Genomic DNA, 25,763 nt, shown 5'->3' on the forward strand with positions numbered 1-25,763 from the left:
ACCGAGGTCCTCCCCCATGAGCTCTTCGAAGATTCCCCCCGCCGCAACGCGCAGCGACCGCAGCCCCATCCGCTGGGTGTCCAGCCTGTACTTCGTGCAGGGCATGCAGTTCTTCGTCGTCATGCTGATCGCCGGCCTGATGTTCAAGAACATGGGCGTCGCCAACGACCAGATCGCGCGGTGGACCGGGCTGCTCGGCCTGGCCTGGGCGTTCAAGCCATTGTGGAGCCCGTTCCTGGAGTTGGCGCGCAGCAAGAAGCTGATCGTCGTTGCCGGGCAGTACACCGGCGCGGTGGGACTGGGCCTGATGGCGGTGGCGCTGCAGCTGCCGATGTGGTTCGCGGCCAGCATCGCGGTGCTGTTCCTGCTGGCCTATGCGTCGGCGACGCATGACATCGCCTGCGACGGGCTCTACATGGCCTCGCTCGACGACCGGCAGCAGGCGGCCTATGCCGGGTGGCAGGGTGCGTTCTTCAATGCCTCGAAGTTCCTGACGCTTGGCGGACTGCTCGTGCTGGCGGGGCATCTGGAGCGCGGCATCGGCGTGATGAACGCCTGGTCGGTGATCTTCGCGATGCTGGCGGTGCTGCTGTTCGTGCTGGCCAGCTACAACGCCTATGCCTTGCCCGGCACGCTCAACACCGATCACGGCGATCTCACCGTCGAGGGCGTGTGGCAGACCCTGCGCGAGGTGATCGCCGATTTCCTGAAGAAGCCGGGCATCTGGCTGATGATCCTGTTCATCGTGATGTTCCGTTTTGCCGAGGGTCAGGTGCAGACGATCGGTCCCTTGTTCCTGATCGAACCGCGCGAGAAGGGTGGCCTGGGTCTGACGACGGAGCAGGTCGGCGGCATCTACGGCACCGTGGGCACGGCGGCGTTCCTGGTCGGGAGCATCGTCGGCGGTTACTTCACGAGCTGGCTGAGCCTGCGTCGCGCGATGCCGTTCCTGATCGTGGCGATGGCGGTGCCGAACGCGACCTTCTACTACCTGGCGGTCACGATGCCGGCGGACCTGTGGCATGTCGGTGCCGCCGTGGCGATCGAGATGCTGGGTTACGGCTTCGGTTTCGTCGGGATGATCCTGTTCATCATGCAAGCCGTGGCGCCGGGCAAGTACCAGACGGCGCATTACGCGCTGGGTTCCGGCGTGATGCAGCTGGGTTTCATCCTGTCGAAGACGATCAGCGGCGACATCCAGATCGCGATGGGTTACGAGCACTTCTTCCTGTGGACGATTGGTTGCGGAGTGCCGGCGCTGATCCTGCTGCTCTTCGTCCACATGCCCGGCAAGAAGGAGAAGGACAAGGACAAGAGCAACGGCAATGCGCCGACCCCGATCGAAAGCGCGACATGAACGCCCACGAAGTCCTCGGTAGCAAATCCGTTGCAGGACGGCAGTCGTCGGGGACGGCTGTGCTTGGGGTTTTGGCGCTTGCCGCCAAGGCCCCATGCACTGGCGGCCAGCGCTCAGGCCTTCTCAGGTGGGCGGTCGCCGCGACGCTCATTGCGACAACGGGCGCTCAAGCTGCCCCCCCGCAGTTCTTCTTCGACGACTTCAGCTACGCTGATACGGCGGCGATGTTCAAGCAGGGATGGACGGCGCGCAACGCGGCCGGTCATCCGGGGTTGCCGGGCGCGCGCTGGTCGCCGGAGGCGTTGAGCGTCTTCGACGGCAAGCTGCGTTTGCGCGGCACGACGGACGGCACCGGCGCGGGCACGACGCAGGTGCAGGTCTGCCACCAGCGCAAGTACCTCGCCGGGACCTACGCCGCGCGCGTGCGCTTCAGCGATCAGCCGGTGAGTGGTGCCGACGGCGATCCGGTGATCCAGACCTTCTACGTGGTGAGCCCGCTGAAGCACGACTTCGATCCCGAGTTCAGCGAGCTCGACTGGGAGTATCTGCCCAACGGCGGCTGGGGCAGCGAGAAGACGCGGATCTACGGCATCACCTGGCAGACGGTGCGGCTGGACCCTTGGCTCGCCTTCAACCAGCAGCATGAAGAGTTTGGCGCGCTGGGGGCGCCTGGCAAGGACTGGCACACGCTGGTCATGCAGGTCGCCGACGGCCGCACGCACTGGTTCATCGACGGCCGCAAGATCGACCAGCACGGCGGGCGGAACTACCCGGTGGTGCCGATGTCGATCAACTTCAACCTGTGGTTCTCGCCGGAGGGGCCTCTTCCGCAGGGGCCAGCGGGCGGACCACCGCGCGTGTACGAAGAGGACGTCGACTGGGTCTTCCACGCGAAGGACACCGTGCTGAGCCCCGCCCAGGTGGAGGCGCAGGTGAAGCACTGGCGTGCCGGCGGCGTTGCGCGCCTCGATCAGGTGCCTGCCGCCGAGCCGGCGCTCGAGAGCCGCTGCGACTTCTGATCCTTCCGACCTCATTCCCATGAACGCTCCCTCGAAACGCATCGCGTCCGTCGACGCGCTGCGCGGTCTGGCCGTTGCCGCGATGCTGCTGGTCAACAACCCCGGCGACTGGGGCTACGTCTACGCGCCGCTGGAGCACGCGGCCTGGAACGGCTGGACTCCCACCGACCTCGTGTTCCCGTTCTTCCTGTTCATCGTGGGCGTGTCGCTGTCGCTCGCGATGGGCGCGCGGATCGAGGCGGACGGCGGCGATGCGCTGCGGGGCACCGTGGTCAAGCGCGCGCTGCGCATCCTGGTGCTCGGTCTGGCGTTGCACGTGCTGGCCTGGCTCGTGATGGGCAAACCGGCCCTGCGCATTCCCGGCGTGCTGCAGCGGATCGGCCTATGCTTCGCGCTCACCGGATTGATCGCGATCCAGTGGCGCGCGACCGGGCAGCGCGTCTGGATCGCGGCGCTGCTCTTCGGCTATGGCGCGTTGCTGCTGTGGGGCGGTCCGCTCGACAAGGCGGGCAACATCGCCAGCCGCATCGATGCGTGGTTGCTGGGGCCTCATGGCTATGAATGGGACGCGGCCACCGGCCTCGGCCACGATCCCGAGGGCATCGTCGCCACGCTGGGCGCGCTCGCGACCACGCTGCTCGGCTGGCGTTGCGGCGAGGCGCTGCGCACCGGCGCGTTGAAGCAGCTCGCGACCATCGGCCTCACGGCCGCCGCGGCGGGCTTCGCGCTCGACGCGATCGGGCTGATGCCGATCAACAAGAACCTGTGGACGCCCTCGTTCGTCCTCTTCACCGGCGGTCTCGCCGCGCTGGCATTGCTCGGCGCACACGGTTTGATCGATCGCCTCGGCTGGCCACCACTGTTCCGCAGCTTCGGCGTCAACGCGATCGCCGCCTACGCCGGCGCGTGGTGCTGCACCGTCGCGCTCGTCGGCTTCGGCTGGATGGCCCCGGTCTATGCGCACGGCTTCGGCTGGCTGGAGCCGCTCGTCGGGCCGCATGGGCGCTCACTCGCCTTCGCGCTGGTGTTCGTCGCCGTCTGGTGGGCGATCGTGCGCGTGCTCGACGCCCGACGCATCTACATCAAGGTGTGAACCCCGACGCGCCGTCCGGCGCGCGGACGGAGAATCCGGGGATGAGCTTTTCCATCCGCATGCCACCCGACGTGCAGTCGCTGACCCTCGGCGGCCATCAGGCGCTGCTGATCGACGACTTCCTCGAGGATCCGCAGGCGCTGGTGCAGGCCGCCTGCGACAGCGCGTTCGAGCTCTGCCCCGGCGCGCTCGAGGGCAAGGGCTATCCCGGCATGCGGGCCCACGCGCCGGGCGCCTATTCGCAGGAGCTGGTGTCGCTGCTGGATCCGCTCATCAGGATCAACTTCGGCATCGACGAGCGCCTGCCGCTGCGCAAGACGCCGTGCATGTTCTCGCTGACGACCTTGCCGCCCGGTCAGCTCGGGCCTCTGCAACGAGTCCCTCATTTCGACTCGAGCGCGCCGCACTACATGGCGGCGCTGCTGTACCTCTGCGACGGCCGCCACGGCGGCACCGGCTTCTATCGGCACAAGGCCACCGGCCTCCAGCAGATCACCGCGGCGGACACCGAGCGTTACGGCGCTTCAGTCCGCGCGGAGCTCGATCGTCAGCCACCACCACAGCGCTACTTCGACGCCGGTGACGCGCACTTCGAGTTCCTTGGCATGCTGCCGGCGAAGTTCAACCGGCTGGTCGTCTACTCGGGTGGACTCGTCCACACGGCCTGCGTGAATCCCGTGCTCAGCATCAGCGACGACCCGCGCCGTGGGCGGCTCACGGTCAACACCTTCGTGGACTTCTGACCCGGAAACAAAAAAGCCCGGCATGAGCCGGGCTTGAAGAGGGTCCGGGGACCCTCGGAGATGTCCTCGAATCAGAACTTGGCGTTCAGGCCGATGCGGTAGGTCGTCTCGCCCATGAAGGACCAGGCCGGGTAGCCGCCCTTGAGCGACTGGCGCAGCGTGGTGCTCGAGCCGGCGGCGCCGTACTGCACGTCGTCTTCCTTGGTCAGGTTGATCGCCTCGAAGCTCAGACGCAGGTTCTTCGTGATGTTCCAGCCCAGGCTCAGGTCCAGCGTGCCGTAGTCGTCGTGCATGCGGTTGCCGTAGTAGCCGGTCTCGCGAACCATGTACTTCGAGCGCCAGTTGTAGGCCAGGCGCGCGCTGTACACGTCGGTTTCGTAGAAGCCCACCAGGTTCACGTTGTGACGCGAGGACAGCGTGAACATGTTCAGCTCGTCCTGGTAGCTCGTCTTGGGCGCCTTCGCATCCGTGAACGTGTAGTTCGCGACCACGCCGAAGCCGTTGTCGAACGAGTGGTTGATCTGCGTCTCGATGCCGTTGATCTTGCCGCCGCCCGCGTTGATGTAGCGGTTGATCGTCCAGTTGTCCAGGCCGGTATCCGGGCTGATCAGACCGATCTTCTGGTTGATCTGCGTCGTCGTGGTGATGAAGTTGTCGATCTTCTTGTGGAAGATCGCCGCCGACACCAGGTTGCCACGGCCGTAGTAGTACTCGATGCCGAGGTCGACCTGCTTGGACGACTGCGGCTTCAGCGCCGGGGTGCCGTAGTTCACTGCCTCGTTGTTCTGGACCTGGTCGTTCCAGCCCAGCGTGGCGCCGGCGAACATGTTGTCGTAGTTCGGACGCGTGATCGCCTTCGACGCGGCAAAGCGCAGCAGCGTGTTGCGGTTCAGGTCGTACACGACGTTCAGGCTGGGCAGCCAGTCGTGGTACGTCGAGCTCTGCTGCGCCTTGGTGGTGCTCCAGCCGATGTTCTGCGCGACGTCGCCGGCAGCCAGCGGCGTGCCGTCGAACACGTAGGCGTCGTTGCTCGCCTTCGTGCGGATGTAGCGCAGGCCGAAGTTGCCGTGCAGCGCGTCCTTCTCGAAGTTGAACATGCCGTACAGGGCGGTGTTCTTTTCCTCGATCTCACCGTAGCCGCCGCGCGACTGGGTCCAGCTCGCCACGTTGGCGTTGGCCAGCGCGAACATCGCGCCCAGGTTGGGCTTGGGCACGCTCCAGCCCGGCGTGCCCATCGGGATGGTGCCGCTGAACAGCGAGTCGGTGCTGGCGGTGACCGGCGTGGTCACCATCGTCGGACGGTATTCGTCCTTCGTGAAGGTGTGCTTGGTCGCGCGGACGCCGGCCTTGAACGCGGTCAGGATGCTGTAGTCCAGATCGATCGTCACGTCGGCCTGGGCGAAGTCTTCCTTGTCCTTGTTGGGACCGCGCGCGGTCGCCCAGGATTCAGGCGTCGAGGTCGCGCCCAGGGCGCTCAGCGGCACGCTCATGTCCTGGCCCGGGGAGATCGAGATCTTCTTGCCGGTCGCGTCGGTCGAACCCCACCACTTCGGCAGGCCGGGCGCGTTGCCCCAGCCGACATAGCTGTAGTTGGTCGTCAGCGAGGTGCCGCCGTCCGCCTTGGTCGTGCCGGCCGAACCTTCGACCTTGAAGCCGTCGCCCTTGAACGAGCCTTCCGCGACCACGGTGTCCGAGGTCATCTTGGCGGCGCGCGCCCAGGTCTGCAGGAAGGTGCTGGTCGCGTTGGCCTGCGTGATGTTGGTCTTCTGGCACAGCAGCGCCGGATCGGGGCTCGGCTGCACGCAGGCGCCGGTGTCGGCGTAGCCCTTGCCCGGATCCTGCAGCGTGTACAGGTAGTGCGTGGTGTTGGACGCGTCGGCGTCGTATTCCAGGCGGGTGTAGTTCAGGCCCAGGTCGATGCTCTTGGTGGGGCGCGCCTGCAGGCTGACGTTGAACGCCTTGCGCTCGCGCTCCTGCACGAAGGTGCCGGGCGTCACGTCCCCGGCCCAGCGGCCGTCGGCCTCGATGCCGCGGCGCATGTAGTCGCCGCGCTCGAAGGCGCCCGACACCAGCACGCCGAACATCTTGCCGCTGTCACGCCAGCTGTACAGGCCGGACACTTCCTTCGTCCAGTCCTTGCTGACCGTGCCCTTGCCGCCCTTGACGCTGACGAAGACCGCGTTCGGATCCAGGTCCAGCGGCTTGCGGGTCTTGACGATCACGGTGCCGCCGATGCCGCCTTCGGTCAGGTCGGCCTGGGAGGACTTGTAGACCTCCATGCCGCCGATCAGTTCGGGCGGCAGCAGCGAATAGTTGAACGAGCGGTCGATCGCCTTCTGGTCGTACCAGCCGGTCGATGCCACGCTGTGGCCGTTCAGGGTGGTCAGGGTCATCTGCGGGTCGGTGCCGCGGATCGACACCGAGGCGCCCACGCCGAAATCGCGTCCGACCGAGATGCCGGGAATGCGACCCAGCGCCTGGCCCACGTCGGAGTCGGGCAGCTTGCCCACGTCTTCGGCCGACACGGCGTCGACCACCGCGTTGGCGTTCTTCTTGATGTTGGCGGCCGTCTGCAGCGATGCGCGGATGCCGGTGATCACCACCTGGTCCAGCTGCGTGTTTTCTTCTTTCTTCTGTTCCTGCGCCTGCACGGCGAACGCCGCGCTCAGCAACGTCAGCGTCACCGCCGCCGCGATTGGGGTCTTGTTGACCTTCATGATGAACTGCTCCTCGTATGGCCAGGGAGTTGTGGCCGTGATGAAGACTCGGCACCTGAAATCACGACACCCTTCGGCGGAGTGGCATGCAGCTGGCGCCCCCGATACACCTCAATGCAACCAATGCCATGCCACTATAACGAGCGGTAAAGCCACTTTGCTACCAATTTAACGCCGGTGTTTTCCCTGCTGTGGCATCGCCGCGACCCGCATGGACAGCGGTGTCTGGGCATCCACTCGTCGGACCTCGACCCCTGGGCGTCGAGGGGTGTCGATGAGACCACTTGGTCGCAAATTGGTATTAAAAGTGGTCCGTGTCGTCGCGTGCAGGTGTGTGCGCTGGGGCACATTTGCCGAAGAGCGGGGCATCGCTCTGGCGTCGGTCGTTGGGGTGCTGCCAGAGAGCGCCAATCGCACGCGTGCAGTTCCTGGCGGATTTTTTGTTTGCGCCAAAAAATAACGGTGCTATAGTCGTGGGCTCGCCTCGGAGGGGTGGCCGAGTGGTTAAAGGCAGCAGACTGTAAATCTGCCCGCTAACGCGTACGCTGGTTCGAATCCAGCCTCCTCCACCAAGGCGAACAGATGCACGAGCAACGAAGCGGGTGATCGACACCCGCTTCGCGGTTCAGGCAACTGGAATTGGAAAACTCCCGGGCGGGAGTAGTTCAATGGTAGAACCTTAGCCTTCCAAGCTAATGACACGGGTTCGATTCCCGTTTCCCGCTCCATCGGAAGTTAAAGGTGTTGTGTCGAGATATCGACACAGGTTTGCTGATAAGGTCATCAATCCTGTGTCGATGCCCATGTGGCTCAGTGGTAGAGCACTCCCTTGGTAAGGGAGAGGTCGCGCGTTCGATCCGCGCCATGGGCACCACCTCTCTTCTATCCCGTTTCTTGATTGATCTGATCGCCAGGAGCGCATGATGGCAAAAGGCAAGTTTGAACGTACCAAGCCGCACGTGAACGTGGGCACGATTGGTCACGTTGACCATGGCAAGACGACGCTGACGGCCGCGATCGCGACCGTGCTGTCGAAGAAGTTCGGCGGCGAAGCCAAGGCGTACGACCAGATCGACGCGGCGCCGGAAGAGAAGGCGCGTGGCATCACGATCAACACCGCGCACGTCGAGTACGAGACGGCCAACCGCCACTACGCGCACGTTGACTGCCCGGGCCACGCTGACTATGTGAAGAACATGATCACGGGCGCGGCGCAGATGGACGGCGCGATCCTGGTGTGCTCGGCCGCTGACGGCCCGATGCCCCAGACCCGCGAGCACATCCTGCTGGCGCGTCAGGTGGGTGTGAAGTTCATCATCGTCTTCCTGAACAAGTGCGACATGGTGGACGACGCCGAGCTGCTGGAGCTGGTGGAGATGGAAGTCCGCGAGCTACTGAGCAAGTACGACTTCCCGGGCGACGACACGCCGATCATCAAGGGTTCGGCCAAGCTGGCGCTGGAAGGCGACACGGGCGATCTGGGCGAGCAGGCCATCATGCGCCTGGCTGACGCGCTGGACACGTACATCCCCCAGCCTGACCGTGCCGTTGACGGCGCGTTCCTGCTGCCGGTGGAAGACGTGTTCTCGATCTCGGGCCGCGGCACCGTGGTGACGGGTCGTGTCGAGCGCGGCATCATCAAGGTCGGCGAGGAAATCGAGATCGTCGGTATCCGCGAAGTCCAGAAGACGACCGTGACCGGCGTGGAAATGTTCCGCAAGCTGCTGGACCAGGGTCAAGCCGGCGACAACGTCGGTATCCTGCTGCGCGGCACCAAGCGTGAAGACGTCGAGCGCGGCCAGGTGCTGGCCAAGCCCGGCTCGATCAAGCCGCACACCCACTTCACCGCTGAGATCTATGTTCTGAGCAAGGAAGAGGGCGGCCGTCACACCCCGTTCTTCAACAACTACCGTCCCCAGTTCTACTTCCGCACGACGGACGTGACTGGCGCCGTGGAGCTGCCGAAGGACAAGGAAATGGTCATGCCTGGCGACAACGTCAGCATCACCGTGAAGCTGATCGCTCCGATCGCCATGGAGCAGGGTCTGCGCTTCGCCATCCGTGAAGGCGGTCGTACCGTCGGCTCGGGCGTCGTGGCCACCATCATCGAGTAATTCAAGTTTGAGGCCACAGGGGCATAGCTCAATTGGCAGAGCGTCGGTCTCCAAAACCGAAGGTTGGGGGTTCGAGACCCTCTGCCCCTGCCAACGATCAGCGATAAGCGAACGTTGGTCCTAGTGGTCAAGGCAAGCCCGCGGGAGTTATCTCGGCGGGCTTTGCTGCTGGTGGGTTCGTCCAAATGTTTGGGCGGACAAAGGCCGCGACATCGCGTCGCGGCACGGAAGTGAGTTCAATGTCCAATCCTCAAGTCGAAACCGTCACGACGGGCGCCGACAAGGTCAAGCTGGCCGGCGCCGTGGTGCTGCTGATCGCGGCGATCGTGGCGTTCTATGTGCTGAGCAAGCAGGGTCCGTGGGTGCAATGGGGCGCCCTGCTGGCGCTGCTGGCCGCGGCCGTGGCTGCGTTCTTCACGTCGGAATCCGGCAAGTCGCTGATCGCCTACGGTCAGGATTCGATCAAGGAAGTGGGCAAGGTGGTCTGGCCGACCCACAAGGAGGCCCGCCAGATGACGCTGTACGTGTTCGCGTTCGTCGTGGTGATGGCGCTGTTCCTGTGGTTCACCGACAAGACGCTGGAATGGGTGTTCTACGACCTGATCCTGGGTTGGAAGCGCTGAGCGGGAACGGATAGGGACCAAGATGAGCGAAGATCAAAACGTCGTTGCGACCGAGTCGACCGCGCCCGCTGGCCCGGCCAAGCGCTGGTATGTCGTTCACGCCTATTCCGGCATGGAAAAGGCGGTGGAGCGCAACCTGCGTGAACGCATCGACCGTGCCGGCATGCAAGACAAGTTCGGCCGCATCCTGGTGCCGACAGAAGAAGTCGTCGAGCTGAAGAACGGCAAGAAGGCCGTGACCGAGCGCCGCTTCTTCCCGGGCTACGTGCTGGTCGAGATGTTCATGGACGACGACAGCTGGCATCTGGTCAAGCACACGTCGAAGGTCACCGGCTTCGTCGGTGGCGCGAAGAACCGCCCGGCGCCGATCTCGGAAGCCGAGGTCATGAAGATCGTCAACCAGATGCAAGAGGGCGTGGACAAGCCGCGTCCGAAGGTGGAATGGATCGTCGGCGAGATCGTCCGCGTCAAGGAAGGTCCGTTCACCGACTTCAACGGCAGCATCGAAGAAGTCAACTACGACAAGTCGAAGCTGCGCGTCTCGGTCACGATCTTCGGCCGTGCGACGCCCGTCGAGCTGGATTTCGCCCAGGTCGAGAAGGTCTGATCGCGCGCGAGACGGCATGGCGGCCTTGGCCGCCATCGGTCGTTTCAGGAACAAGAGCTTGAAGGTGCTCGACGGCGCAGGCCGGCACGACCTTCCGTGACCAGTCCGCAACGAGAGGCGGACAAGAGGAGCAAGGGTAAGTCTCTGACCAGCCCCTTGCGTTAGCACTCAGGCGATGCGGCGTGGCCGTCGCGTTGCCATCAGGAGAAAACATGGCCAAGAAGATTGTCGGCTACATCAAGCTGCAAATCCCGGCTGGCAAGGCGAACCCGTCGCCTCCGGTCGGTCCCGCGCTGGGTCAGCGTGGTCTGAACATCATGGAATTCTGCAAGGCGTTCAACGCCCAGACGCAGAGCTATGAGCCGGGCCTCAAGCTGCCCGTCGTGATCACCGCCTTCGCGGACAAGAGCTTCACGTTCATCATCAAGTCGCCCCCGGCGACCGTGCTGATCAAGAAGGCTGCCAAGATCGAAAAGGGCTCGCAGCGCCCCCATCTGGACAAGGTCGGCAAGCTGACCCGCGCCCAGCTGGAAGAGATCGCCAAGACCAAGCAGAAGGACCTGACGGCCGCCGACATGGATGCCGCAGTCCGTACCATCGCCGGCTCCGCCCGTTCGATGGGCATCATCGTGGAGGGTGTCTGACATGGCCAAGCTGACCAAGCGTCAACAAGCCCTGCAGGGCAAGGTGGAATCGACCAAGCTGTACGCGTTGTCCGACGCGATCAACCTGGTCAAGGAATGCGCCACCGCCAAGTTCGATGAAGCCATCGACGTGTCGATCCAGCTGGGTGTCGATGCGAAGAAGTCGGACCAGGTGGTCCGTGGCGCCGTCGTGATGCCCAACGGCATCGGCAAGACCAAGCGCGTCGCCGTGTTCGCCCAAGGCGCCAAGGCTGAAGAAGCCAAGGCCGCCGGCGCCGACGTCGTCGGCATGGAAGACCTGGCCGAGCGCGTCAAGGCGGGCGACATGCCCTTCGACGTCGTGATCGCCTCGCCGGACACGATGCGTATCGTCGGTACCCTGGGTCAGATCCTGGGCCCGCGCGGCCTGATGCCGAACCCGAAGGTCGGCACCGTGACCCCGGACGTCGCCACCGCCGTCAAGAACGCCAAGGCTGGTCAAGTCCAGTTCCGCGTCGACAAGGCCGGCATCATCCACGGCACGATCGGCCGTCGTTCGTTCGACACCGACAAGCTGGAAGGCAACCTGCGCGCGCTGGTCGAAGCCCTGAACAAGGCCAAGCCGGCCTCGAGCAAGGGCATCTACCTGCGCAAGGTCGCTGTCTCGTCGACGATGGGCGTTGGCGCCCGCGTGGACGTCGGCACGATCAACGCCGCGGCCGCTGCCTAAGCTGCATTCAATCGAGGCGTCGCGCGAGTCTGGCGTGACGCCGATGAATTGGTGGGCTGGCCGGAGCAATCCGGCCAGGTCATCCAAGACCGCTGGCGAGAGATCCCGCAATTCCGGGGAGATCGCTTAATCGGAGGCTCCGGCCCCCAGCCAGCGCAGATGGCGGTCCCGCTGAAAGGATTCGAATCGCGATTCGTCGCGATGGGTTCCTGACAGGAGGTCGCTGATTCCGGTGCCCGAGACGCGATGGTGAAACATCGCGTCGAGGGCGAAATGTGAGGAGTAGACCTTGAGTCTCAATCGCAACGAGAAAGCAGCCGTCGTGTCCGACGTGGCAGCGCAAGCCGCCAAGTCCCAGACGCTGGCGTTGGCTGAGTATCGTGGCCTCACCGTTGAAGCCCTGAACAAGCTGCGCGTCACCGCGCGTGCCCAAGGCGTGTACCTTCATGTCCTGAAGAACACCCTGGCGCGTCGTGCTGTCGCCGGCACCTCGTTCGAGGCTGCAACGGATGCCATGGTCGGCCCGCTGATCTACGGCTTTTCGGAAGACGCTGTCGCGGCTGCCAAAGTCATCGCTGACTTTGCCAAGACCAACGACAAGCTCGTCATCAAGGGTGGTGCCTACGGCGGCAAGGCTCTGGACGTCAACGGCGTGAAAGCGCTCGCGTCTGTCCCGAGCAAGGAAGTCCTGCTGTCGCAGATCGCCGGCCTGCTCAAGTCGCCGGTGCAACGCACCGCGGCCGTGCTGGCTGCCCTGGCTCAGCAGAAGGGTGGCGGCGCCGAAGCCGTCGCCGAAGAAGCTCCCGCCGCGGCCTGATCGACGCTGCATTCGCGCATTCAAATCTCTCTGTATTTAGGAACCTATCATGGCATTCGACAAAGACGCTTTCCTGGCTGCCCTGGACAGCATGACCGTTCTGGAACTGAACGACCTGGTCAAGGCGATTGAAGAGAAGTTCGGCGTGTCCGCCGCTTCGATGGCTTCGGCTGGCCCGGCCACCGGCGCCCCGGGCGCTCCGGCTGCTGAAGAAAAGACCGAGTTCACCGTCGTCCTGACCGACGCCGGCGCTCAGAAGGTCTCGGTCATCAAGGCCGTCCGCGAGATCACCGGCCTGGGCCTGAAGGAAGCCAAGGACCTGGTCGACGGCGCTCCGAAGCCCGTCAAGGAAGGCATCGCCAAGGCCGACGCCGAAGCTGCCAAGAAGAAGCTGGAAGAAGCCGGCGCCAAGGTCGAACTCAAGTAAGACCTTGTGGGGATCCGGTGGCGCGTTCACCGGGTTCCGCACCGCGAGAGGGGTGGTCCCATGGGGCCTCCCCTTTCCTCGTTTCAGGGTTTGTCCTGGGATGGTTTCGGTTGACAAAGAGCAATCGAAAGCATCGTGCTGTATCATGCACGGTTCTTTCGAGTGTTCTCTGATCCGACTGCAGAGAACGGTTTGGTCGGACCGCGGTCAAGCCGTGCGTCACGCGTGGGGTGCAACGCCCTCCGTGCCGCCCGGTGATCGGGGTTGTCCGCCAGCGGTTGGTAGTGGCCAACCACCAAGCTTCGTGGTGCAACGCCCGAACAGCCAGTCGCCGACGCAGCACGCCTCCAGGCCAGGGGCGCGCTCGACACGGAGTCTTTATGGCGCAAGCAACCCCCTACAGCTACACCGAGCGCAAGCGCATCCGCAAGAGCTTCGGCAAGCGCGTGAGCGTGCTCAACGTTCCGTACCTGCTGACGATGCAGAAGGAGTCGTATGTCGACTTCCTGCAAAAGGATGTCGCTCCCCTGAAGCGCAAACCGGAAGGCCTGCAAGCGGCGTTCCTCTCCACGTTCCCGATCACGTCGCACAACGGGTTCGTGGAAATGAAGTTCCTCGAATTCAACATCGCCAAGCCGCCGTTCGACGTCCGCGAATGCCAGCAGCGTGGTCTGACCTTCGCCGCCGCCGTGCGTGCGAAGCTGCAGATGATCATCTACGACCGGGAAAGCCCGCAGCCGAAGACGGTCAAGGAGATCAAGGAGCAAGAGGTCTACATGGGCGAAGTGCCGCTCATGACCGACTACGGCTCGTTCATCATCAACGGCACCGAGCGCGTCATCGTCTCGCAGCTGCACCGTTCGCCCGGCGTGTTCTTTGAGCATGACAAGGGCAAGACCCACTCGTCCGGCAAGCTGTTGTTCTCGGCCCGCATCATTCCGTATCGCGGCTCGTGGCTGGACTTCGAATTCGACCCGAAGGACATCCTGTACTTCCGCGTCGACCGCCGCCGCAAGATGCCGGTCACGATCCTGCTCAAGGCCATCGGCCTGAATCCCGAGCAGATCCTGGCGCACTTCTTCGTCTTCGACAATTTCCGCCTGATGGATTCGGGCGCCCAGATGGAGTTCGTGGCCGAACGCCTGAAGGGAGAAGTCGCGCGCTTCGACATCACCGACAAGAGCGGCAACGTGCTGGTCGAGAAGGACAAGCGCATCACCGCCCGTCACGTGCGTCAGCTGGAGCAGTCCGGCACGCAGCATGTGACCGTGCCGGAAGACTTCCTGCTGGGCCGTGTGCTGGCCAAGAACATGGTCGACCCGGACACCGGCGAGATCATCGCGAAGGCCAACGATGAGCTGACCGACTCGCTGCTGAAGAAGCTGCGCGGCGCCGGCATCAAGGACATCCAGGCGTTGTTCACCAACGAGCTGGACGAAGGCGCGTACATCAGCCAGACGCTGGCCTCGGACGAGACCGCCGATCAGCTGGCGGCCCGCGTCGCGATCTATCGCATGATGCGCCCCGGCGAGCCGCCGACGGAAGACGCGGTCGAAGCGCTGTTCAACCGTCTGTTCTACAGCGAAGACACGTACGACCTGTCTCGCGTCGGCCGCATGAAGTTCAACGCCCGCGTGGGCCGCGACATCCCGACCGGTGCGATGACGCTGTCGAACGAGGACATCCTCGACGTCGTCAAGATCCTGGTCGAGCTGCGCAATGGCCGCGGCGAGGTCGATGACATCGACCACCTGGGCAACCGTCGCGTCCGTTGCGTCGGCGAACTGGCCGAGAACCAGTACCGCTCTGGCCTGGCCCGTATCGAGAAGGCCGTCAAGGAACGTCTGGGCCAGGCCGAGACCGAAGCCCTGATGCCGCACGACCTGATCAACTCCAAGCCGATCTCCGCGGCGCTGAAGGAGTTCTTCGGTGCGTCGCAGCTGTCGCAGTTCATGGACCAGACCAACCCCCTGTCCGAGATCACGCACAAGCGTCGCGTCTCGGCCCTGGGCCCGGGCGGTCTGACCCGCGAGCGTGCCGGCTTCGAAGTCCGCGACGTGCACCCGACCCACTATGGCCGCGTCTGCCCGATCGAAACGCCGGAAGGCCCGAACATCGGTCTGATCAACTCGCTGGCGCTGTATGCGCGCCTGAACGAGTACGGCTTCCTGGAGACCCCGTACCGCCGCGTGGTGGACTCGAAGGTCACCAACCAGATCGACTACCTGTCCGCGATCGAAGAAGGCAAGTACGTGATCGCCCAGGCGAACGCGTCGCTGAACGAACAAGGTCAACTGGTCGACGAACTGGTCTCCGCGCGTGAGAACGGTGAATCGGTGCTGACCTCGCCGGAACGCATCCAGTACATGGACGTGGCGCCGACCCAGATCGTGTCGGTGGCGGCGTCGCTGGTGCCGTTCCTGGAGCACGACGATGCGAACCGCGCGCTGATGGGCGCGAACATGCAGCGTCAGGCCGTTCCGACCCTGCGTCCTGAAAAGGCGTTCGTCGGCACGGGCGTCGAGCGCGTGGCCGCGAAGGACTCGGGCACGGTGGTCGCGGCTCGCCGCGGCGGCGTGGTCGACTACGTGGACACGAACCGCATCGTGATCCGCGTGAACGACGACGAGACCGTGGCCGGTGAAGTCGGTGTCGATATCTACAACCTGATCAAGTATCAGCGTAGCAACCAGAACACCAACATCCACCAGCGTCCGATCGTCAAGCGTGGCGACAAGGTCGCCGCCGAAGACATCATCGCCGACGGCGCCTCGACCGACCTGGGTGAACTGGCGCTGGGCCAGAACATGCTGGTCGCGTTCATGCCGTGGAACGGCTACAACTTCGAAGACTCGATCCTGATCTCCGAACGCGTGGTGGCCGAAGACCGCTACACCTCGATCCACATCGAGGAACTGGTGGTCATGGCGCGTGACACGAAGCTGGGCAGTGAGGAAATCACCCGCGACATCCCGAACCTGAGCGAACAGCAACTGGCTCGTCTGGACGAATCCGGCATCGTGTACATCGGTGCCGAGGTGAACCCGGGCGACGTGCTGGTCGGCAAGGTCACGCCGAAGGGCGAGACCACGCTGACGCCGGAAGAGAAGCTGCTGCGCGCGATCTTCGGCGAGAAGGCTTCGGACGTGAAGGACACGTCGCTGCGCGTGGACCAGGGCACCAACGGCACGGTCATCGACGTGCAGGTGTTCACCCGCGAAGGCATCCAACGCGACAAGCGCGCCCAGCAGATCATCGACGACGAGCTGAAGCGCTTCCGCCTGGACCTGAACGACCAGCTGCGCATCGTGGAAGCCGACGCGTTCGACCGCGTCGAGAAGCTCCTGGTGAACAAGGTCGCCAACGGTGGTCCGAAGAAGATCACCAAGGGCACCGTCATCACCAAGGACTACCTGGCCGAGGTCGAGAAGTTCCACTGGTTCGACGTCCGTCCCGCCGAGGACGACATCGCCAACCAGCTGGAATCGATCAAGAACTCGCTGGAGCAGACCCGCCACAGCTTCGATCTCGCCTATGACGAGAAGCGCAAGAAGCTGACGCAAGGCGACGAGCTGCCGGCCGGCGTGCTGAAGATGGTCAAGGTCTACCTGGCCGTCAAGCGCCGCCTGCAGCCTGGCGACAAGATGGCCGGCCGTCACGGCAACAAGGGTGTCGTGTCCAAGATCACGCCGATCGAAGACATGCCCTACATGGCCGACGGCACGCCTGCCGACATCGTGCTGAACCCGCTGGGCGTCCCGTCGCGGATGAACGTGGGTCAGGTGCTGGAAGTCCATCTGGGCTGGGCTGGCAAGGGCATTGGCCAACGCATCGGCGACATGCTGCAGCGCGAGGCCCGTGTGGCCGAGTTGCGCGACTTCATGGACCAGCTGTTCAACCAGAACGGCGGCAAGTCCGAAGAGCTCGCGCAACTGAGCGATGACGAGATCCTCGGCATGGCCCAGAACCTGCAGCACGGCGCCACCTTCGCCACCCCCGTCTTCGACGGTGCGAAGGAAAGCGAAATCCGCGCGATGCTGAAGCTGGCCTATCCAGACGACATCGCGGCGAAGAAGGGCCTCACGCCCACGCGCACGCAGGCCTTCCTGTATGACGGCCGCACCGGCGAGCAGTTCGAGCGTCCCACGACGATCGGCTACATGCACGTGCTGAAGCTGCATCACCTGGTCGACGACAAGATGCATGCCCGTTCCACCGGTCCGTACTCGCTGGTCACGCAGCAGCCGCTGGGCGGCAAGGCGCAGTTCGGCGGACAGCGTTTCGGCGAGATGGAAGTGTGGGCGCTGGAAGCCTACGGCGCTTCGTACATCCTGCAGGAAATGCTGACGGTCAAGTCCGACGACGTGAACGGCCGTACGAAGGTGTACGAGTCCATCGTCAAGGGCGAGCACTCGATCGAAGCCGGCATGCCCGAGTCGTTCAATGTGCTGGTGAAGGAAATTCGTTCGCTGGGCATCGACATCGAGCTCGAGCGCAACTAAAGAGAACAGGAGAATCGTATGAAGGGTTTGTTGGACCTGTTCAAGCAATTCACGCCGGACGAACATTTCGACGCGATCAAGATCGGGCTGGCCTCGCCCGAGAAGATCCGCTCGTGGTCGTTCGGTGAAGTGAAGAAGCCCGAGACCATCAACTACCGGACGTTCAAGCCGGAACGTGATGGCCTGTTCTGCGCCAAGATCTTCGGCCCGATCAAGGACTACGAGTGCCTGTGCGGCAAGTACAAGCGCCTGAAGCACCGTGGCGTGATCTGCGAGAAGTGCGGCGTCGAAGTCACCCAGACCAAGGTGCGCCGTGAGCGCATGGGCCACATCGAGCTGGCCGCTCCTTGCGCGCACATCTGGTTCCTGAAGTCGCTGCCGTCGCGTCTGGGCCTGGTGCTCGACATGACGCTGCGCGACATCGAGCGCGTGCTGTACTTCGAAGCGTACGTCGTGGTGGATCCGGGCATGACCCCGCTGAAGAAGTTCAGCATCATGTCCGAGGACGACTACGACGCGAAGCGCATCGAGTTCGGTGACGAGTTCATCGCGCTGATGGGCGCCGAAGGCATCCAGAAGCTGCTGGCGGAAATGGATCTCGACGTCGAGATCGATCGCCTGCGCAACGACATGACCGGCTCCGAGCTGAAGATCAAGAAGAACTCCAAGCGCCTCAAGGTGATGGAGGCCTTCAAGCGCTCGGGCATCAAGCCGAACTGGATGGTGCTGGAAGTGCTGCCGGTGCTGCCGCCGGACCTGCGTCCGCTGGTGCCGCTAGACGGTGGTCGCTTCGCGACGTCGGACCTGAATGACCTGTACCGCCGCGTCATCAACCGCAACAACCGCCTGGCACGTCTGCTCGAGCTGAAGGCCCCTGAGATCATCGTGCGCAACGAAAAGCGCATGCTGCAGGAAGCCGTCGACTCGCTGCTGGACAACGGCCGTCGCGGCAAGGCGATGACCGGTGCGAACAAGCGTGCCCTCAAGTCGCTGGCCGACATGATCAAGGGCAAGAGCGGTCGCTTCCGTCAGAACTTGCTGGGCAAGCGCGTCGACTACTCGGGCCGTTCGGTCATCACCGTGGGCCCGACGCTCAAGCTGCACCAGTGCGGCCTGCCGAAGCTGATGGCGCTGGAGCTGTTCAAGCCCTTCATCTTCTCGCGTCTGGAAGCGATGGGCATCGCGACCACGATCAAGGCCGCGAAGAAGGAAGTCGAGAGCGGCACCCCCGTCGTCTGGGACATCCTGGAAGAGGTCATCAAGGAGCACCCGGTCCTGCTGAACCGTGCACCGACGCTGCACCGCCTGGGCATCCAGGCGTTCGAGCCGGTGCTGATCGAAGGCAAGGCGATCCAGCTGCATCCGCTGGTCTGCGCGGCGTTCAACGCCGACTTCGACGGTGACCAGATGGCCGTCCACGTGCCGCTGTCGATCGAAGCGCAGATGGAAGCCCGCGTGCTGATGCTGGCTTCGAACAACGTGCTGTTCCCGGCCTCGGGCGAGCCGTCGATCGTGCCGTCGCAAGACGTGGTGCTGGGTCTGTACTACGCGACCCGCGAGCGCACCAACGGCAAGGGCGAGGGCATGGTCTTCTCGGACATCCCCGAGATGATCCGCGCGCTGGAGAACGGCGCGGTGGAGATCACCGCCAAGATCAGCGTGCGCCTGACCGAGTACGTCAAGGACGGCGAGGAATGGGTCGCCCAGACCAAGCTGACGGACACGACCGTGGGCCGTGCGCTGCTGTCCGAGATCCTGCCCAAGGGCCTTCCCTTCTCCAACATCAACAAGGCGTTGAAGAAGAAGGAAATCTCCAAGCTGATCAACACGTCCTTCCGCAAGTGCGGCCTGAAGGAAACCGTGGTGCTGGCAGACAAGCTGCTGCAGGCCGGTTTCAAGCTGGCCACGCGCGCGGGCATCTCGATCGCCATCGATGACATGCTCGTGCCCAAGCAGAAGGTCGAGCTGATCGACCGGGCCGAGAAGGAAGTCAAGGAGATCGAGCAGCAGTACGTCTCGGGTCTCGTGACCGCCGGCGAGCGCTACAACAAGGTCGTCGACATCTGGGGCAAGACCGGTGACGAAGTCGGCAAGGTCATGATGTCGCAGTTGTCCAAGGAAAAGATCCTGGACCGCCACGGCAAGGAAGTCGAGCAGGAGTCGTTCAACTCGATCTACATGATGGCCGACTCGGGCGCGCGGGGTTCCGCGGCGCAGATCCGTCAGCTGGCCGGCATGCGCGGCCTGATGGCGAAGCCGGACGGCTCGATCATCGAGACGCCGATCACGGCGAACTTCCGCGAAGGCCTGAACGTTCTGCAGTACTTCATCTCCACCCACGGTGCTCGTAAGGGCCTGGCGGACACGGCGCTGAAGACCGCGAACTCGGGTTACCTGACCCGCCGCCTGGTCGACGTGACGCAGGATCTGGTCGTGACCGAATCCGATTGCGGCACGGACAACGGCATCAACATGCGCGCCCTGGTGGAAGGCGGTGAGGTGATCGAGTCCCTGCGTGACCGGATCCTGGGTCGCGTGGCCGCGATCGATGTCGTGCATCCGGAAACGCAAGGCGTCCTGCTGAACGCCGGCAACATGCTGGATGAAGACATCCTGGACATGCTGGAAGCTGCCGGCGTGGACGAGGTCAAGGTCCGCACCCCGCTGACCTGCGGCACCCGTTTCGGTCTGTGCGCGAAGTGCTATGGCCGCGACCTGGGTCGTGGCGGCATGGTGAACACCGGCGAAGCGGTCGGCGTCATCGCCGCCCAGTCGATCGGTGAACCCGGCACGCAGCTGACGATGCGGACGTTCCACATCGGCGGTGCGGCGTCGCGCGCGGCGGTGGCCTCGAGCGTGGAAGCGAAGTCGGACGGCATCATCGGTTTCAACGCCACGATGCGCTACGTCACGAACGGCAAGGGCGAACTGGTGGTGATCTCGCGTTCCGGCGAAATCGTCATCTCCGATCCGCATGGCCGTGAGCGCGAGCGTCACAAGGTGCCTTACGGCGCCCTGCTGAACATCAAGGCTGACCAGACCATCAAGGCCGGCACCATCCTGGCGACCTGGGACCCGCTGACCCGCCCGATCATCACGGAATTCGCCGGTCAGGCGAAGTTCGAGAACGTCGAGGAAGGCGTCACCGTGGCCAAGCAGGTCGACGAAGTGACGGGCCTGTCCACGCTGGTCGTGATCGACCCGAAGCGCCGCGGTGCTGCCAAGGTCATCCGCCCGCAGGTCAAGCTGCTCGACGCCAATGGCCAGGAAGTGAAGATCCCCGGCACCGATCACTCGGTGACGATCGGCTTCCAGGTCGGCTCGCTGGTCCAGATCCGCGACGGTCAGGAGCTTGCTCCTGGTGAAGTCCTGGCCCGTATCCCGGTGGAAGGTCAGAAGACCCGCGACATTACCGGCGGTCTGCCGCGTGTTGCCGAGCTCTTCGAAGCCCGCTCCCCGAAGGACGCTGGCTTCCTGGCGGAGCAGACCGGCACGGTCTCGTTCGGCAAGGAGACCAAGGGCAAGGTCCGCCTCGAGATCACCGATCCGGAAGGTCGCAAGCACGAGCTGCTGGTGCCCAAGGAAAAGAACATCCTGGTGCACGAAGGCCAGGTGGTGAACCGCGGTGAACTGGTGGTCGACGGCCCGGCCGATCCGCAGGACATCCTGCGTCTGCTGGGTATCGAGGAACTGGCGCGCTACATCGTCGACGAAGTGCAGGACGTGTACCGTCTGCAGGGCGTGAAGATCAACGACAAGCACATCGAGGTGATCGTTCGCCAGATGCTGCGCCGCGTGCAGATCGTCAACCCGGGCGACTCGGCCTACATCGCCGGCGAGCAGGTCGAGCGTTCGGAGCTGCTGGACACCAACGACCGCCTGCGCAGCGAGGGCAAGCTGACCGTGACGCACGCCGACGTGCTGCTCGGTATCACGAAGGCCTCGCTGTCCACGGACTCGTTCATCTCCGCGGCGTCGTTCCAGGAAACGACCCGTGTGCTGACCGAAGCCGCGATCATGGGCAAGCGCGACGAACTCCGTGGTCTGAAGGAGAACGTCATCGTGGGTCGCCTGATTCCTGCCGGTACCGGCATGGCCTTCCACCAGGCGCGTCGCGCCAAGGAAGAAATGGACGACGCCGAGCGCCGTTCCATCGCCATCCAGGAAGCCGAGGAAATGGCGGCGGTGCAGCTGTCCGCGCTCGACGCGGCCAGCGACGCCGGCACCGGCGAGTAAACGCACCAACTGCATCGAGCCGCTTGCGGCTTGATCCGAAGGCTGCCGTCCCGCAAGGGCGGCAGCCTTTTTCATTGGCGCGACGAAATCAAGGCGTGGAACTCGCCGCGTTCAGCTTCAGCCAGGCGGCGGGGGAAAGGATGGGGAGTCCGAGCTTCGCGGCGCGTTTGGCCACCTTGAGCACGGCCCTGTCTCGGGAGATCAAGCTCGTCGAATGCGTCGTCGCCAATGCAAGGCCGAGATCGATGAACTTCTGGTCATCGGTATCGCTGCAGCGCGGGCGCGCAATGCCGAGTATGGGCTCGTCGACAAAGCAGCAGTGCTGGGCGAACGCTTCATGCACCCGCGCCAGGTTCGGTGCGTAGCGTGCGGCCACGCCTCGTCCGATCACATGCAGAAGCTCCGCCTTCATGGCTGCCGTGGCCGTCCAATGCAAGCGCTGGCTTACTACCGCGGCTATCAATGGAGCGAGACTGGGCTCGTTGAAGACCAGCCAGTCCATGACGACCTGCGTGTCGAGGACGACCAGGGGCGCCGAGTCGTCGGCGTTGCCCGGATGCAGCGGAAAAGCGGCGGAGTCGGCGGTGCTCATAGGGTCCGGGAGCATAGCGCCTTGTGTGTTTTGGGTGAACTCGCCTACAATCGCCGGCTCTCCAGCATGTCTTGATGCGTCCCGGGTCCAGGTTTCGAGCCGGCCCCGGGTTGATTCGAGCGTGGTGCCGCAAGGCGCTGCGCTTTTGTCGCTTGTGGGATGCCGCGAATTCGTGGACTTCCTGAAGGCCAAGACCGGCTGGGGTTGTGACTTCAAACGGGAACAAGTTACTTATGCCAACCATCAATCAGCTCGTTCGCCACGGTCGTGAGACCGAGGTGACGAAATCCAAGTCGCCGGCGATGCAGTCGTGCCCGCAACGTCGTGGCGTCTGCACCCGCGTGTACACCACCACCCCGAAGAAGCCGAACTCGGCGCTTCGTAAGGTTGCCAAGGTTCGCCTGACCAACGGTTTCGAGGTCATCTCGTACATCGGCGGTGAAGGCCACAACCTGCAAGAGCACAGCGTCGTGCTCGTGCGCGGCGGCCGGGTCAAGGACTTGCCGGGTGTGCGTTACCACATCGTGCGCGGCTCGCTCGACCTGCAAGGCGTCAAGGATCGCAAGCAATCGCGTTCCAAGTACGGCGCGAAGCGCCCGAAGAAGTAAGGCTCTACAGCCAAGGTCTTGGTGGCCGAGAGGTCATCGAATATTTGCGGCCCGAGTGCATGTGCACCGGCAGCCGAGTAAGTGGATCCCCCCAGATGTCGGTGGAGATCCGCGGCGGGGCGAGAGCCCTGACCAACTGAAGCATTGAAGGAAGAATCCCATGCCACGTCGTCGCGAAGTACCCAAGCGCGAGATCCTGCCGGACCCGAAGTTCGGAAGCGTTGATCTGTCCAAGTTCATGAACGTCATCATGGAATCGGGCAAGAAGGCCGTTGCCGAGCGCATCATTTATGGCGCGCTGGAGCAAGTCGAGCAGAAGTCCGGCAAGGACCCGCTCGAGATCTTCATGATCGCGATCAACAACGTGAAGCCCATGGTCGAAGTGAAGTCCCGTCGCGTTGGCGGTGCGAACTACCAAGTTCCCGTGGAAGTTCGCCCCGTCCGCCGTCTGGCCCTCGCCATGCGCTGGTTGAAGGAATCCGCGCGCAAGCGTGGTGAGAAGTCGATGGCCCAACGTCTGGCCAACGAACTGCTGGAGGCCTCCGAAGGCCGTGGTGGCGCGATGAAGAAGCGCGACGAAGTCCACCGCATGGCAGACGCCAACAAGGCGTTCTCGCACTTCCGCTTCTAATCAAGACCTCTCTGGCCGCCTCGGGTTACTACTGACCCGATGGCGGCTCCATGCATTTGGAGTGACACCATGTCCCGCAAGACCCCCATCGAGCGCTACCGCAACATCGGTATCTCGGCGCACATCGATGCCGGCAAGACCACCACGACGGAACGCATCCTGTATTACACCGGTGTGAACCACAAGATCGGTGAAGTGCACGACGGCGCTGCCACGATGGACTGGATGGAGCAGGAACAAGAGCGCGGCATCACGATCACGTCGGCCGCGACGACCTGCTTCTGGAAGGGCATGGACATGTCCTACCCCGAGCATCGCTTCAACATCATCGACACGCCCGGACACGTGGACTTCACGATTGAAGTCGAGCGTTCGATGCGCGTGCTGGACGGCGCCTGCATGGTGTACTGCGCCGTCGGCGGCGTGCAGCCCCAGTCGGAAACCGTCTGGCGCCAGGCCAACAAGTACCGCGTGCCGCGTCTGGCGTTCGTGAACAAGATGGACCGTACCGGTGCCAACTTCTTCAAGGTCGTCGACCAGATGAAGACCCGCCTGAAGGCGAATCCGGTGCCCATCGTGATCCCCATCGGCGCCGAAGAGAACTTCACTGGCGTGGTGGACCTGCTCAAGATGAAGGCCATCATCTGGGACGAAGCGTCCCAGGGCATGAAGTTCGAGTACCAGGACATCCCGGCCAACCTCGTCGATACCGCCAACGAATGGCGCGAGAAGATGGTCGAAGCCGCTGCGGAAGCCACCGAAGAGCTGATGAACAAGTACCTCGAGACGGGCGACCTGACCGAGGAAGAGATCAAGCTGGCGATCCGCAAGCGCACCATCGCGACCGAGATCCAGCCGATGCTGTGCGGCACCGCGTTCAAGAACAAGGGCGTGCAGCGCATGCTGGATGCCGTCATCGACTTCCTGCCGTCGCCGCTGGACATCCCGCCGGTCTCGGGCACGGACGAAGATGAGCAGCCGATCTCGCGTCAGCGTACCGACGAAGAAAAGTTCTCGGCGCTGGCCTTCAAGCTGATGACCGACCCGTACGTCGGCCAACTGACCTTCGTGCGCGTCTATTCGGGCGTGCTGCAGTCGGGGGCGACCGTCTACAACCCGGTCCGCGGCAAGAAGGAGCGTATCGGCCGGATCCTGCAGATGCACGCCAACCAGCGTGAAGAAATCAAGGAAATTCTGGCGGGCGACATTGCTGCCTGCGTGGGCCTGAAGGACGTCACCACGGGCGAAACCCTGTGCGACCCCGACAGCATCATCACGCTGGAGCGCATGGTCTTCCCGGAGCCGGTGATCTCGCAGGCCGTCGAGCCGAAGACCAAGGCTGACCAGGAAAAGATGGGCATCGCGCTGGGTCGTCTGGCGGCCGAAGATCCGTCCTTCCGCCTGCGCACCGACGAAGAGTCCGGCCAGACCATCATTTCCGGCATGGGCGAGCTTCACCTGGAAATCATCGTCGACCGCATGAAGCGCGAATTCGGCGTGGAAGCCAACGTGGGCAAGCCGCAAGTCGCCTACCGCGAAACGGTCCGCAAGTCGGTGACCGACGTTGAAGGCAAGTTCGTGCGGCAGTCGGGCGGCAAGGGCCAGTACGGTCACGTCGTGTTCTCGCTGGAACCGCAAGAGGCCGGCAAGGGCTTCGAGTTCGTCGATGCCATCAAGGGCGGCGTGGTGCCCCGCGAGTTCATCCCCGCGGTCGAGAAGGGTGTCATCGACAGCCTGCCGAACGGCGTGCTGGCCGGCTACCCGGTCGTGGACGTGAAGGTCACGCTGACCTTCGGTTCGTACCATGACGTGGACTCGAACGAAAACGCGTTCAAGATGGCCGCCTCGATGGGCTTCAAGGAAGCCTGCCGTCGCGCCAGCCCGGTCATTCTCGAGCCGATGATGGCCGTGGAAGTCGAAACGCCGGAAGACTATGCTGGTACGGTGATGGGCGATCTGTCCAGCCGTCGCGGCATGGTGCAAGGCATGGACGACATGATCGGTGGCGGCAAGATCATCAAGGCGGAGGTTCCTCTGTCCGAGATGTTCGGCTACTCGACCTCGCTGCGTTCGGCCACGCAGGGCCGTGCGACGTACACGATGGAGTTCAAGCACTACAGCGAAGCTCCGAAGAACGTCGCTGACGCGATCATCACTGCTCGCGCAAAGTGATGACCTGAGCCGGTGCTCTGGGGTGCCGGCTCGTTTCGTTCTCGATCATCGAATCGTCTTCGCAGTGACTCCTCCCGGTTGTCGGTCGCCGGGGATACAGGACGCTGCGGAAACGCTAAACCAACAGACCGGGCAAATGCTCTTTTTGGAGA

18 protein-coding genes and 4 tRNA genes are annotated in these 25,763 nt (G+C 63.8%); 20 read left to right on the forward strand and 2 right to left on the reverse strand.

Annotation, left to right across the window (positions count from 1 at the left end):
* The first annotated feature begins 16 nt into the window (after nt 1-16).
* The 4 genes from AC1VNM_RS24485 (at nt 17) to AC1VNM_RS24500 (ending at nt 4,212) form a co-directional block, all read left to right on the forward strand.
* On the forward strand, nt 17-1,357 hold the full coding sequence (locus AC1VNM_RS24485; protein ID WP_483108644.1) for an MFS transporter: 1,341 nt from the start codon (nt 17-19) through the stop codon (nt 1,355-1,357).
* A gap of 224 nt (nt 1,358-1,581) precedes the next feature.
* On the forward strand, nt 1,582-2,376 hold the full coding sequence (locus AC1VNM_RS24490) for a glycoside hydrolase family 16 protein (protein WP_483108645.1): 795 nt from the start codon (nt 1,582-1,584) through the stop codon (nt 2,374-2,376).
* Nucleotides 2,377-2,395: 19 nt separating this feature from the next.
* On the forward strand, nt 2,396-3,469 hold the full coding sequence (locus tag AC1VNM_RS24495) for an acyltransferase family protein (RefSeq protein ID WP_483108646.1): 1,074 nt from the start codon (nt 2,396-2,398) through the stop codon (nt 3,467-3,469).
* Nucleotides 3,470-3,510: 41 nt separating this feature from the next.
* On the forward strand, nt 3,511-4,212 hold the full coding sequence (locus AC1VNM_RS24500; RefSeq protein WP_483108647.1) for a DUF6445 family protein: 702 nt from the start codon (nt 3,511-3,513) through the stop codon (nt 4,210-4,212).
* Nucleotides 4,213-4,283: 71 nt separating this feature from the next.
* On the opposite strand, the gene AC1VNM_RS24505 is transcribed toward AC1VNM_RS24500, so the two are convergent.
* The gene (locus tag AC1VNM_RS24505) at nt 4,284-6,929 is read right to left on the reverse strand and encodes a TonB-dependent receptor (protein WP_483108648.1); all 2,646 of its coding nucleotides are present in this window, start codon (nt 6,927-6,929) and stop codon (nt 4,284-4,286) included.
* A 486-nt stretch (nt 6,930-7,415) separates the two neighbouring features.
* Between AC1VNM_RS24505 and AC1VNM_RS24510 the strand changes: the two genes are divergently transcribed.
* The 13 genes from AC1VNM_RS24510 to rpoC all read left to right on the forward strand — a co-directional run bounded on the left by AC1VNM_RS24510 (nt 7,416) and on the right by rpoC (nt 21,608).
* A tRNA-Tyr gene (locus AC1VNM_RS24510) sits at nt 7,416-7,501 on the forward strand.
* An 82-nt stretch (nt 7,502-7,583) separates the two neighbouring features.
* Nucleotides 7,584-7,657 (forward strand) — tRNA-Gly (locus AC1VNM_RS24515).
* 71 nt (nt 7,658-7,728) lie between these two features.
* Nucleotides 7,729-7,803, forward strand: a tRNA-Thr gene (locus AC1VNM_RS24520).
* A 49-nt stretch (nt 7,804-7,852) separates the two neighbouring features.
* The gene (gene tuf, locus AC1VNM_RS24525) at nt 7,853-9,043 is read left to right on the forward strand and encodes an elongation factor Tu (RefSeq protein WP_377158110.1); all 1,191 of its coding nucleotides are present in this window, start codon (nt 7,853-7,855) and stop codon (nt 9,041-9,043) included.
* A gap of 17 nt (nt 9,044-9,060) precedes the next feature.
* Nucleotides 9,061-9,136 (forward strand) — tRNA-Trp (locus AC1VNM_RS24530).
* Nucleotides 9,137-9,282: 146 nt separating this feature from the next.
* Entirely contained in the window at nt 9,283-9,666 is a 384-nt protein-coding gene (secE, locus tag AC1VNM_RS24535; protein WP_377158125.1) for a preprotein translocase subunit SecE, read from the forward strand.
* A 22-nt stretch (nt 9,667-9,688) separates the two neighbouring features.
* Nucleotides 9,689-10,273: a transcription termination/antitermination protein NusG gene (nusG, locus tag AC1VNM_RS24540; RefSeq protein WP_377158123.1), complete on the forward strand. Its 585-nt coding sequence runs from the start codon at nt 9,689-9,691 to the stop codon at nt 10,271-10,273.
* 212 nt (nt 10,274-10,485) lie between these two features.
* On the forward strand, nt 10,486-10,917 hold the full coding sequence (rplK, locus tag AC1VNM_RS24545; protein ID WP_067278896.1) for a 50S ribosomal protein L11: 432 nt from the start codon (nt 10,486-10,488) through the stop codon (nt 10,915-10,917).
* Between the two features lies 1 nt (nt 10,918).
* Nucleotides 10,919-11,626, forward strand: a complete 708-nt coding sequence (gene rplA, locus AC1VNM_RS24550; RefSeq protein WP_377158121.1) for a 50S ribosomal protein L1 — start codon at nt 10,919-10,921, stop codon at nt 11,624-11,626.
* Between the two features lie 289 nt (nt 11,627-11,915).
* A complete protein-coding gene (gene rplJ, locus AC1VNM_RS24555; protein ID WP_377158119.1) occupies nt 11,916-12,443 on the forward strand; it encodes a 50S ribosomal protein L10 in 528 nt (175 codons plus the stop codon).
* A gap of 49 nt (nt 12,444-12,492) precedes the next feature.
* Nucleotides 12,493-12,870 carry a 50S ribosomal protein L7/L12 gene (gene rplL / locus AC1VNM_RS24560; RefSeq protein ID WP_483108649.1) on the forward strand — a complete coding sequence of 126 codons (378 nt, stop codon included), beginning with the start codon at nt 12,493-12,495 and terminating at the stop codon, nt 12,868-12,870.
* Between the two features lie 380 nt (nt 12,871-13,250).
* On the forward strand, nt 13,251-17,372 hold the full coding sequence (gene rpoB, locus AC1VNM_RS24565; RefSeq protein WP_483108650.1) for a DNA-directed RNA polymerase subunit beta: 4,122 nt from the start codon (nt 13,251-13,253) through the stop codon (nt 17,370-17,372).
* An 18-nt stretch (nt 17,373-17,390) separates the two neighbouring features.
* Complete coding sequence (gene rpoC / locus AC1VNM_RS24570) at nt 17,391-21,608, forward strand: DNA-directed RNA polymerase subunit beta' (RefSeq protein WP_483108651.1); 4,218 nt, start codon at nt 17,391-17,393, stop codon at nt 21,606-21,608.
* Between the two features lie 88 nt (nt 21,609-21,696).
* Here rpoC and AC1VNM_RS24575 read toward each other — a convergent pair whose 3' ends face one another.
* A complete protein-coding gene (locus AC1VNM_RS24575; protein ID WP_483108652.1) occupies nt 21,697-22,200 on the reverse strand; it encodes a PIN domain-containing protein in 504 nt (167 codons plus the stop codon).
* 233 nt (nt 22,201-22,433) lie between these two features.
* Here AC1VNM_RS24575 and rpsL point away from each other — a divergent pair, with 233 nt between their 5' ends.
* From rpsL to fusA, 3 genes are all read left to right on the forward strand, one after another.
* Entirely contained in the window at nt 22,434-22,808 is a 375-nt protein-coding gene (gene rpsL, locus AC1VNM_RS24580; protein WP_067278874.1) for a 30S ribosomal protein S12, read from the forward strand.
* A gap of 160 nt (nt 22,809-22,968) precedes the next feature.
* On the forward strand, nt 22,969-23,439 hold the full coding sequence (gene rpsG, locus AC1VNM_RS24585; protein WP_067070490.1) for a 30S ribosomal protein S7: 471 nt from the start codon (nt 22,969-22,971) through the stop codon (nt 23,437-23,439).
* Nucleotides 23,440-23,508: 69 nt separating this feature from the next.
* Complete coding sequence (fusA, locus tag AC1VNM_RS24590) at nt 23,509-25,611, forward strand: elongation factor G (RefSeq protein ID WP_431101405.1); 2,103 nt, start codon at nt 23,509-23,511, stop codon at nt 25,609-25,611.
* Nucleotides 25,612-25,763 lie beyond the last annotated feature (152 nt).

The sequence above is a fragment of the Mitsuaria sp. MSU3D genome, assembly GCF_056867975.1.

What these genes read in the sequence shown, in the direction of transcription:
- AC1VNM_RS24485 (WP_483108644.1), top strand. Translation starts at nt 17, where the DNA reads ATGAGCTCTTCGAAGATTCCCCCCGCCGCAACGCGCAGCGACCGCAGC.
- AC1VNM_RS24490 (WP_483108645.1), top strand. Translation starts at nt 1,582, where the DNA reads ATGTTCAAGCAGGGATGGACGGCGCGCAACGCGGCCGGTCATCCGGGG.
- AC1VNM_RS24495 (WP_483108646.1), top strand. Translation starts at nt 2,396, where the DNA reads ATGAACGCTCCCTCGAAACGCATCGCGTCCGTCGACGCGCTGCGCGGT.
- AC1VNM_RS24500 (WP_483108647.1), top strand. Translation starts at nt 3,511, where the DNA reads ATGAGCTTTTCCATCCGCATGCCACCCGACGTGCAGTCGCTGACCCTC.
- AC1VNM_RS24505 (WP_483108648.1), bottom strand. Translation starts at nt 6,929, where the DNA reads ATGAAGGTCAACAAGACCCCAATCGCGGCGGCGGTGACGCTGACGTTG.
- tuf (WP_377158110.1), top strand. Translation starts at nt 7,853, where the DNA reads ATGGCAAAAGGCAAGTTTGAACGTACCAAGCCGCACGTGAACGTGGGC.
- secE (WP_377158125.1), top strand. Translation starts at nt 9,283, where the DNA reads ATGTCCAATCCTCAAGTCGAAACCGTCACGACGGGCGCCGACAAGGTC.
- nusG (WP_377158123.1), top strand. Translation starts at nt 9,689, where the DNA reads ATGAGCGAAGATCAAAACGTCGTTGCGACCGAGTCGACCGCGCCCGCT.
- rplK (WP_067278896.1), top strand. Translation starts at nt 10,486, where the DNA reads ATGGCCAAGAAGATTGTCGGCTACATCAAGCTGCAAATCCCGGCTGGC.
- rplA (WP_377158121.1), top strand. Translation starts at nt 10,919, where the DNA reads ATGGCCAAGCTGACCAAGCGTCAACAAGCCCTGCAGGGCAAGGTGGAA.
- rplL (WP_483108649.1), top strand. Translation starts at nt 12,493, where the DNA reads ATGGCATTCGACAAAGACGCTTTCCTGGCTGCCCTGGACAGCATGACC.
- rpoB (WP_483108650.1), top strand. Translation starts at nt 13,251, where the DNA reads ATGGCGCAAGCAACCCCCTACAGCTACACCGAGCGCAAGCGCATCCGC.
- rpoC (WP_483108651.1), top strand. Translation starts at nt 17,391, where the DNA reads ATGAAGGGTTTGTTGGACCTGTTCAAGCAATTCACGCCGGACGAACAT.
- AC1VNM_RS24575 (WP_483108652.1), bottom strand. Translation starts at nt 22,200, where the DNA reads ATGAGCACCGCCGACTCCGCCGCTTTTCCGCTGCATCCGGGCAACGCC.
- rpsL (WP_067278874.1), top strand. Translation starts at nt 22,434, where the DNA reads ATGCCAACCATCAATCAGCTCGTTCGCCACGGTCGTGAGACCGAGGTG.
- rpsG (WP_067070490.1), top strand. Translation starts at nt 22,969, where the DNA reads ATGCCACGTCGTCGCGAAGTACCCAAGCGCGAGATCCTGCCGGACCCG.
- fusA (WP_431101405.1), top strand. Translation starts at nt 23,509, where the DNA reads ATGTCCCGCAAGACCCCCATCGAGCGCTACCGCAACATCGGTATCTCG.